The organism is Escherichia sp. E1130 (assembly GCF_005781065.1).
In the GTDB taxonomy this organism is placed as follows: Bacteria; Pseudomonadota; Gammaproteobacteria; order Enterobacterales; family Enterobacteriaceae; genus Escherichia.
Genome location: NZ_VATL01000036.1, coordinates 39,065 through 47,693 on the forward strand (window position 1 = coordinate 39,065; position 8,629 = coordinate 47,693).

At 49.9% G+C, this 8,629-nt stretch carries 11 protein-coding genes; 9 read left to right on the forward strand and 2 right to left on the reverse strand.

Going from position 1 to position 8,629, the window contains the following annotated elements; translation table 11 throughout:
- The first annotated feature begins 7 nt into the window (after positions 1-7).
- From FEK66_RS23430 to FEK66_RS23465, 8 genes are all read left to right on the forward strand, one after another.
- Positions 8-259, forward strand: a complete 252-nt coding sequence (locus FEK66_RS23430; protein WP_135495545.1) for a type II toxin-antitoxin system Phd/YefM family antitoxin — start codon at positions 8-10, stop codon at positions 257-259.
- A complete protein-coding gene (locus tag FEK66_RS23435; protein ID WP_135495546.1) occupies positions 256-543 on the forward strand; it encodes a type II toxin-antitoxin system RelE/ParE family toxin in 288 nt (95 codons plus the stop codon). The genes FEK66_RS23430 and FEK66_RS23435 overlap by 4 nt, the downstream gene beginning before the upstream one ends.
- Before the next feature lie 18 nt (positions 544-561).
- A complete protein-coding gene (gene excA / locus FEK66_RS23440) occupies positions 562-1,236 on the forward strand; it encodes a plasmid IncI1-type surface exclusion protein ExcA (protein ID WP_135495547.1) in 675 nt (224 codons plus the stop codon).
- A gap of 85 nt (positions 1,237-1,321) precedes the next feature.
- Entirely contained in the window at positions 1,322-2,599 is a 1,278-nt protein-coding gene (locus FEK66_RS23445; protein WP_135495548.1) for a conjugal transfer protein TrbA, read from the forward strand.
- A gap of 4 nt (positions 2,600-2,603) precedes the next feature.
- Positions 2,604-3,668, forward strand: a complete 1,065-nt coding sequence (locus tag FEK66_RS23450) for a thioredoxin fold domain-containing protein (protein ID WP_135495549.1) — start codon at positions 2,604-2,606, stop codon at positions 3,666-3,668.
- 9 nt (positions 3,669-3,677) lie between these two features.
- Positions 3,678-6,008, forward strand: coding sequence for an F-type conjugative transfer protein TrbC (trbC, locus tag FEK66_RS23455; RefSeq protein ID WP_135495550.1), 2,331 nt, complete (start codon positions 3,678-3,680; stop codon positions 6,006-6,008).
- Positions 5,929-6,450 carry a phospholipase D family protein gene (locus tag FEK66_RS23460; RefSeq protein ID WP_135495551.1) on the forward strand — a complete coding sequence of 174 codons (522 nt, stop codon included), beginning with the start codon at positions 5,929-5,931 and terminating at the stop codon, positions 6,448-6,450. Before trbC ends, FEK66_RS23460 begins: the two co-directional genes overlap by 80 nt.
- A gap of 26 nt (positions 6,451-6,476) precedes the next feature.
- A complete protein-coding gene (locus tag FEK66_RS23465) occupies positions 6,477-6,800 on the forward strand; it encodes a hypothetical protein (RefSeq protein WP_135495552.1) in 324 nt (107 codons plus the stop codon).
- Positions 6,801-6,840: 40 nt separating this feature from the next.
- Here the strand turns inward: FEK66_RS23465 and timP are convergent, their stop codons facing one another.
- Positions 6,841-6,960, reverse strand: coding sequence for a small toxic inner membrane protein TimP (gene timP / locus FEK66_RS26260; RefSeq protein ID WP_258526659.1), 120 nt, complete (start codon positions 6,958-6,960; stop codon positions 6,841-6,843).
- A 188-nt stretch (positions 6,961-7,148) separates the two neighbouring features.
- Positions 7,149-7,721 carry a hypothetical protein gene (locus tag FEK66_RS23470; RefSeq protein WP_135495553.1) on the reverse strand — a complete coding sequence of 191 codons (573 nt, stop codon included), beginning with the start codon at positions 7,719-7,721 and terminating at the stop codon, positions 7,149-7,151.
- Between the two features lie 176 nt (positions 7,722-7,897).
- Between FEK66_RS23470 and FEK66_RS23475 the strand changes: the two genes are divergently transcribed.
- Positions 7,898-8,614, forward strand: coding sequence for a DUF5710 domain-containing protein (locus FEK66_RS23475; RefSeq protein WP_135495554.1), 717 nt, complete (start codon positions 7,898-7,900; stop codon positions 8,612-8,614).
- Positions 8,615-8,629: the final 15 nt, after the last annotated feature.

An 8,629-nucleotide genomic window follows, 5' to 3' on the forward strand; every position in this document is an offset into this window, starting at 1 on the left:
GGGTTCTATGCCAACAACAATCCTGAGTACAACAACGGCCAGCATTACTGAGTTGAAAACAAACCCTATGGCAACAGTCAATTCAGGAGATGGATACCCTGTTGCTATTTTGAATCGTAATCAACCTGCGTTTTACTGCGTTCCTGCAGAGTTGTACGAACAAATGTTAGAGTTTATTGATGACCAGGATCTAGCAAATCTAGTCAAAGAGCGTTCAGAGCAGGCATTACATGACGTCAATCTGGACCGTTATTTATGATATACAAAGTTAAGTTTAGAACTGATGCGCTCAAGGAATGGAATAGTCTTGATCGTTCCATTCAACAGCAGTTCGCTAAGAAACTTAAAAAGTGTTCTGAGAATCCCCATATTCCCTCTGCCAGACTGAGAGGGATGCCGGACTGCTATAAGATTAAACTTAGGTCATCTGGATTCAGACTTGTCTACCAAATTCTTAATGATGAACTAATCATTGCTGTTGTTGCTGTCGGGAAACGTGAACATAGCGAAGTTTATAATCTCGCCAGTAAACGACTCAGATAAAATATCAGGAAGATGAAAATGACGATTAAACACATAGACACATACTCAAAAAAATGGTCTGTCGCGTTAGTGGGAACTCTTTCGGCCATGTATTTAGTGTTTTGTCTTCCAATACACATTGCCTTAGCAGGATTCATATATAAATATGTGAAGTATTATGGCTTCCAGCAATCTGACATCACACTTTGGGCGATTATTTGGATTTCCTTAGTATTAATAGGTGCGTTAATATTTTCTATAATCTCCAGACAAAGAAGAAACATCAGCGTTTTCGAATCTTACTTTCGAGACAATCATTTTAATGAGGCATTACCATCCAACATAGCAAAAAGCTGGACTGGTCTTAATTATCTGGCGATTGATACAAAAAACGGGACTCTTCTATACATTAATCATCCAGATACCACTATATTTAATTTTTTCATCCCCAAAGATGTTCGTGTTATGGGGTTCGGCATGAACGATTGGAAATCAGTAGAAGTCGAAGGTAAGAATCTCACAATTCATACAGGCGTACCTGAGCTTCCATCTGTTTCTATTTCAACCGGCAAGGCTAACGAACTGTATGAGAAAATAAATGCAATGCGCAATCAAAGCTGGACTTATGAGAATAATGTTCCTGGTTACGTTGAGCATCAGGCACAAAAGATCGCCGAAAGAAACGGCATCAACCTGGTTTTGCCACCGAAATAAATCTTAAGCTGTCCCTACCCCTACATCAGAGGCACTCTATTCAGAGTGCCTTTTCTTTTGCATTAGCACTATCAAAGGCCCCCTTATGGCGCAACCACCACGCAATGACACCCGGTCTCATGACTGGTCAATGGCTGTGGTCGGCGGCTTTATTACGCTGATTATAGCAGCCCTGTTCTTTCGGCAGCTCACCGTCGAAGTCTGTACCACCCTGCTTTACTGGCTATGGAATATTGTCGATTTTCCTAGCACACATGAATATGCCGCCTGGCGTATTAACCTTCTGGCCAGAACACACAATAACGCCCCTGACGTTACATGGAGTGAGTTCTTTGCTGTAATGGACGTCACTGCCGGCATTCTCATGATTGCGCTAATTCCTCTAATCATTACCGGGATTATCGCCGTTCGCCGGCACCAGGTAAGCCGCACTAGACGCGACATTTCAATCCACACGCTGCCCCGCATTATGTCCGCCTTCTCACCATCAATTATACCGGCGCTAACCTACGGTGATAAAAAACAGCAGCTGCTGAACGTCGACCCGATAGAACATCGTAGTGCGCAGACGCCGGATGAGTTCGCCATCGAGCACAGGTTGGTTGTGAATCAGCGATTACGCCGGGAGGTGGCCCAGGAATTGTTCATCGCCCAGTTGGGCACTCCACTGCCTAAAGTAGCCGCCGGCAACGACGTGACTCCTCTATTTAATGCCTTCAATGACCATGAACGGGCAATGTTTGCCATCTTTGGCCTGCAGCACTTCATGGACAAGCGTAAGGACGCTGAAGCGCTACTGGATACGCTCAACCGTTCCACGCTAAAAGCTGACCGCCGATATCGGAACAAAATCGGCTATCCAAATCTGGCACTGGCCAATAGTGCATTCAAAAAAGTCATCGCAACAGAGCAGGCCCGTAGTTTCATCAGGCAATACGGCTATATCCGTACGGCCATCTCAGCACTGCATGACAACGATCTGCATCTTCCCATTCGCCGTTTCCGCTGGCTGAAAGGACTCGATCGCCCACTCTGGTACACCCTGGCGTCCACCGGTCGTCCCTGGCCATTTGTTGAAGCAGCTGGCGTAGTCAGCCAGGCCCATTGGGAAACACTGGCAGCGCGTTACCGGGTTCGCCTTAGCCACCCCATCATGAGCCTCGCATTGGATGGTCTGGAAGCCGATTTGCGAAACATAGGAGCCGTCGTTGACGACGCCACCGGGCCCGTCCGTTCTCCTGCTGAAGAGGAGGACGACATTGACGATGACGATGACGATGACGAGGCAAACCCGGCTGCAGACCAGACTGAAGAAGCTCACGCTCACCGCCACACCCATTCCTTTCGACCAAAAATGAGATAACGCCATGTCAGAGCAAACTATTTTCAATATCAGCACCGAAATTCACGGACAGCATCTGCAGGTCCGCCTCAATGACCGCAGCCTCTTTTGTCTGAATAAGCCGACCACTGAGCGGTATCAGCTCACCCTGGAGCAGGATGCCGGGAAATACGTTATCTGGATGCGCCAGAGCAATAATGGTTTTGCTCGTCTTTTCTCTACGGAAGACCCAGAGCTTGCCAGTCTGATCATGAACACCACGGCTGATGTTCTTACACGCATGGTCATAGCTACCAGCCAAGTACAAAAAGCCCCCTCAGTCTTAACGTCGAAGTGGAAATGGTTCGCCCCTGGCGTTTTGTGCCTTGCCCTTGCTGCAGACTGGCTGGCACCGCAGTTCAGCGGACCAGTAAAGATATCGAGCCCTGCCACGCAGACAACTTCCGCTCCTGTAATATCACAGGTCCAGCCAGCGACAGTTGCAGTTGCAGTTGCCCCAGAAGCACCTGTACAGCAGGCCCCGCAGACTCAATCCCCTCAGGTTCAAAGCAGCAATCTGTCCCTCACTCCGGAAGAAGCAGCTGAAGCCCGGGCTACGCTCGCAGAACGACTCAGAAATGGTGCAGCAAAACAGGAATTCACTATTCGCCTGTCCTCAGGCCATGAGCGTTCGCTGTATATCTTCCTCGATCCGGAGTGCCCAAACTGCCGCATTTTTGAACCGACTGTTCAGGCTCTGGCAGAAGCCTACAACGTAGAGATTTTTCCGGTGACGCTGATTGGCAAAACCCGCACTGCAGACGAGATAGTTCCCTTGCTCTGCGCTGCACCGGAGAAACGCGCGCAGATGTGGAAGACCCTGAACGACACCGGCGCTGGCATGCTTAACCTGGCAGATAAAGAGAAAGCGGGTATCACACCGGTTGCCTGTGATGCAGGTAAGCAGGCCCTGGCGCGTAACGACTTAGCATTTGAGCTGTACCGCATGCCGGGGACACCGACGGTCATCAGCGATGACGGCCGCATGATACCGCTGCAGGCCATGACCAGTGATGGCGCTCTGAAATCATTCCTTGATACCCGCCAGTAAGGAGGCCTTATGAATTTAAAAGGACGTCACGGTCCTGTGGACAGCTGGCGAATAAGCCGGCTGGTTCACAGCCAGCTGGCTGAGCACATACTTATGGCACCGGCCACCGTGCAACTGCTACTGGTGTTTTCTCTCCTGGCCGGCGCCTTATGGCCGGCCACATTATTGTTATCCTTGCCGCTCAGCACCATCCTGCTGGTCGCATTTAGCGATCAGCGCTTTCGCTTACCACTACGGATACCGATGGATGTAGGAGGACTGGACCTCTCGACGGAGCGAGAGCACAGCTGGAACATTCCGCTGCTCAACCTGAACCTGCCCAAAATTATCCGGGGAAAATCAGAGGGCACGCTGTGCCTGGGGACAGCACGCAAGCAGGACAGAGGCAGGGAACTGTGGCTACAAACCTCTGACGCCCTCCGCCATATGCAAATTATGGCTACTACCGGCGGCGGGAAAACGGAAACCCTCTACAGCATGTACCTCAATTCTCTGTGCTGGGCCCGCGGCTGCTGTATCTCTGATGGCAAAGCACAGATAGACCTTGCCGTCGCTACCTGGTCGATGGCCAGACGCTTCGGTCAGGAAGATGACTGGCACGTCCTGAACTTCATTACCGGTAATGATGACCGTTTCAAAAAGTTGTTACTCGGCGATAAGTCCCGACCGCAGTCAAACGGTACTAACCCTTTCGCTTATGGAAGTCCGACCTTCATTACCCAACTGATGGAGTCATTGCAACCAGCCGGCAATGGTAGCGACGAAGGGTGGAAAGACAAAGCCCGGGCCATGATGAACGCGCTGATTTACGCGTTATGTTACAAACGGGCCAGGGACAACATTCTGCTGACGCAGGACGTTATTCAGTCCTATCTCCCGCTGGTTAAGTTTGTGGGTCTGTACCGTGAAGCACTGGAACAAGGCTGGCACGTGGAAGGCTACAAGCCAATGGAAAACTATCTGGCCAACCTCGCCGGCTTTGATATGAACCTGATTAACCGTCCAGGGGAATGGTCTCAGGGGGCTCTGGACCAGCACGGATATCTTATCCAGCAGTTCACCCGCATGCTCAGCATGTTCAACGATACCTACGGCCATGTATTTCCCAAGAACGGCGGAGACATCGATATGCAGGATATCCTGCACAACGATCGAACGCTGGTTGTCCTTATCCCGGCTCTTGAGCTATCTGATAACGAAGCGGCCACGCTGGGTAAGCTCTATATCTCTGACATCAGGATGAACATCGCTAAAGACCTCGGTAACAAGATCGAGGGCTCACCGGAACACACACTGACCGTGAAGAAATTCGCAAGTAAATTTCCTTTCATGCTCCTTTGTGACGAGGTGGGTTACTACTTCGCACCAGGACTGGAAAAGCTGGCGGCCCAGATGCGAAGCCTGCGTTACATGCTCGTTATCCTTGGCCAGGACCTGCAGGCCATGCTCAAACACGGGAAAGAAGTGCACTCCGTGAATGCAAACCTCGGTACCAAACAGTTCATGAAAACAGAGGATACGGAAGATACCCTGAAGATGATCCGTGCCGTCGGGGGGACTGGCCAGTACGCAGAACAGCGCACCATGGAACGGACCAGTATGGGGAGCTATCAGGATGTTGACCGCGTGGAGTTCCGCGACAAGGACAATATCCAGTTGGATGAGCTCAAGTCCCTGAAGGAAGGTGAAGGCATCATCGTCTTTGAAGACCAGCAGGTTCGCAGCAACTCCATCTACATTCCGGATAGCGAGAAGATTTCGAAGCTGGACGTCAAAATCAACCGTTACGTCCCTATCCGTCGCCCTGATTTCAACGACCTTTGCCGCGAAATACCCGCAGCTGAGCGCCGGCGCCCAGTTTCCCAGGAAAGGGTCAACCAGATACTGGATATCTGCCACACGACCAGCCCGGAGGATTATCACGGCCGCCTTCATGCCCGTATCGAGGATAAAACACTTCTGGCCATTACTCAGCTGGCCACCGATTTGGATAGCCGCATCGACGTGGACTACAGCGACGATGAGCGTGGTGTTCTGCTGTTTGAAGCTGCCGTAAATGCCCTGGAGAAGAATAAGGGCAAATACCGTTGGCTGAAGGACCGCGAGAATATACGCATCTCGAAGAAACGTATTGAAGAGGCACACCAGAACAATGCCGGATACAGCGCACCACCGGCACAACCATCACCGCCGGAAAATTTCTTCCAGCAGGCAACACCTGTCCCTACCGAACCGACTCACTATAAGGAGAATCCCCCTGATGACAGCTGGTACCAAAATATCTCTGAGCACATTTCTGCTGGCGATTTTACTGACTCCCCTGACCACTACGGCTACTGAAACTCATATCACTACCGGCTTTTCTCCGGGCGAAAGCGCCGTAACTAACGTGCTCAGTGCCATCAACAGTGCGAGAGAAACGATCGACGTCGCGGCATACAGCTTTACCAGCAAGCAGATTGCGATCGCTCTGGATAACGCCAGTCAGCGGGGTATCAAAGTTCGCGTGGTCGCTGACGAAAAAGATAATGGCGGACGCTATTCAGCCGTGACCTGGTTGCAGCATAAAGGTATCCCGGTGCGGCTGAACGGACGATATGCCATCCAGCACAATAAATTCATGGTGATCGACGGTATAACAACTCAGACCGGGTCATTCAACTTCACTTCCAGCGCTATCAGGCGCAATGCTGAGAACACTATTGTCATCTGGAATGAGCCAACGACAGCACAGGCCTACCAGCAAGAGTTTAATCGGCTGTGGATTGAAGGGACTGAATAAATGTTTGCAGACAAAAGGAGAAGTCAGTGATTTATAAACGCGGGTGGATGCAAACATTAAGCCGGCATGAACTCAAAACGTTATTGGAAAGCGAAGGCATTTCTGACAGCAACAAAGTCGTAAATATCCTCAAAGGCGAAGACTGGCAAAATGAGGGGCCCTACCTGGTAGTAAAGTACGGCTGGTTTCGAAAGGAAGAGGTAAAACTGTGGCAACGCTTAAACCAGCTATGGTTCGTCCCACTGTACGTTCTGTCAATTCCGATACAGTGGCTTTTCACTGGCAACCATGGCTTTAAAAATGAATCGTCAGTAGGGAAGATTATTGCCAGACTGACCGGGCTTAACTAGGCAACCAAAGGAAAGCCGTCCCGAAGGACGGCTACCTGGCCTACTTGCCTGCTGCGTTAATTGTTACCGAGATTGAGTTGTTGGAGATACTCCAGCCCCCGTTCCCGGATGACAACAATGCACCAGATACAACGATCACAATACAAAAGTACCGTTTCATTGTGCGGTCCTTGCTCAGACCGCTTCACGATGCCACCACCGGAGATGTTACCGCGAATACAAGCACTGGATCGTGCTTGCGTTACGTTGGTAACCAACGCCCTGCTGAGAAGGCCGATTAACCTGATCAGCACAAAAGAACCGCCTTACGGCGGTTTTTTTGTTTTCAGCAACCCTGTACAAAAGACCTTATTCCAGCTCGTACCAGGTCACGTTCTGCATAATCCCAGCCTTAGATAGAAACGCCTCACCAACCAGCATCGGTTTATACGCAAAACCGGTTATCTCATCCGCTTTCTTCGTAATAACGCCACCTTCACCGTCCTTAAGCCCCTGTAAAATGCTGAAGGTTGTGCTCAACGTCAGATCGATGATTTCCATGGTGGGTAACGTTAACCAGGCGTGGATATTGATAGTGTCATCCTGATGGCCGTTCGCCAGTTTGTCAGCAATCATCGCGTCATCAAATTTGTGAACTCCCTTCGGCGTACCATCATCAACCCAGCCAAGAGTAAAATACACCGGACATCCCAGCCATTCCTCCAGAACGGGGCGAGCCTTAAGATGAAGAGGCATACACTGCCCTACCATCTGCTCATAACTCACAATACCTTCGAACACCGGGGCCAGCACCCTGTTCAAATGACGGATGCGTTTATCATTCATCATCCGCCCGGGCACTTCGGTTACTCCATCCGGTGGGGCAAGGTCAAAGTCCGCCGTTCGTTCCAGTGCTTTCAGAAATTCTTCGCTGTAAGACATACTGCATTCTCCATGATCAAAAAATGTAGGACGGTCTGCCCTTAACGTATCCACTCAGATTAAATTACCAGCAACACAGTATACCCACATAAAATTTCCGGGAACTTGACTCAGTATAAAAATGGCCCGAGCATAGGCTATAACCCTTTATATCTGGCTAAGGATACTGTTCGGGCATGGAAAAGTTCTATTTAAGCGTTCCCTTCGAGGAAAAAGACATAGCTAAGAGTAAAGGAGCACGCTGGGAACCAGAAAAAAGAAAGTGGTACGTTCCTGAAGGATTAGATAGCCTCCACTTTATCAAATGGATCCCCGAACTCACCCCCGAAAATGAACACAACCTTTATTCGGAAAATTACTTCATTGGCGAGTCGTCTCGTCGGTGCTGGAAGTGCGATGAACAAATTCCACTCTACGCATTCTACCTACCCAGAGGGCACAAATATCTCGATTTCTTTGAGGTGGATAATGAGTGGGAAGATGAAATCCCGGGGGTATGGAATGAGACATATGAAGGAATGGAGCTGTATGACAACATTTCAAAAACTGTGTGGCGTTGGTCCGTTCAGCCTTGCCTGGTACCCACCTCGTACCTGGTAAAAATTTCTGTTCAGGCACTGAATAAGATGCAGGAGTTTACCTCATCATATCGTCCGGGTTACAGCAAAATGAACGGAAGCAGCTACTACGCTAACCATTGTCCGCACTGCAACAGACTGCAAGGGGATTTCATGATGTACAGTGAGCCTGGTGGCGCATTTCTTCCCGTCTCAGGCTCACAGGCCAATCGAATCAAACTCCATCCAGTACACGCTCCCATTTTCCTCAAAGGGGGAAGTACCTATTCCACAAATGACTTTTTTGAGGACTACACGATAATTCCTGCGCAATAGTCGGTCCACGCCTCA

Coding starts and splice junctions, on each gene's coding strand:
- FEK66_RS23430 (WP_135495545.1), top strand. CDS start 8: ATGCCAACAACAATCCTGAGTACAACAACGGCCAGCATTACTGAGTTG.
- FEK66_RS23435 (WP_135495546.1), top strand. CDS start 256: ATGATATACAAAGTTAAGTTTAGAACTGATGCGCTCAAGGAATGGAAT.
- excA (WP_135495547.1), top strand. CDS start 562: ATGACGATTAAACACATAGACACATACTCAAAAAAATGGTCTGTCGCG.
- FEK66_RS23445 (WP_135495548.1), top strand. CDS start 1,322: ATGGCGCAACCACCACGCAATGACACCCGGTCTCATGACTGGTCAATG.
- FEK66_RS23450 (WP_135495549.1), top strand. CDS start 2,604: ATGTCAGAGCAAACTATTTTCAATATCAGCACCGAAATTCACGGACAG.
- trbC (WP_135495550.1), top strand. CDS start 3,678: ATGAATTTAAAAGGACGTCACGGTCCTGTGGACAGCTGGCGAATAAGC.
- FEK66_RS23460 (WP_135495551.1), top strand. CDS start 5,929: ATGACAGCTGGTACCAAAATATCTCTGAGCACATTTCTGCTGGCGATT.
- timP (WP_258526659.1), bottom strand. CDS start 6,960: ATGAAACGGTACTTTTGTATTGTGATCGTTGTATCTGGTGCATTGTTG.
- FEK66_RS23470 (WP_135495553.1), bottom strand. CDS start 7,721: ATGTCTTACAGCGAAGAATTTCTGAAAGCACTGGAACGAACGGCGGAC.
- FEK66_RS23475 (WP_135495554.1), top strand. CDS start 7,898: ATGGAAAAGTTCTATTTAAGCGTTCCCTTCGAGGAAAAAGACATAGCT.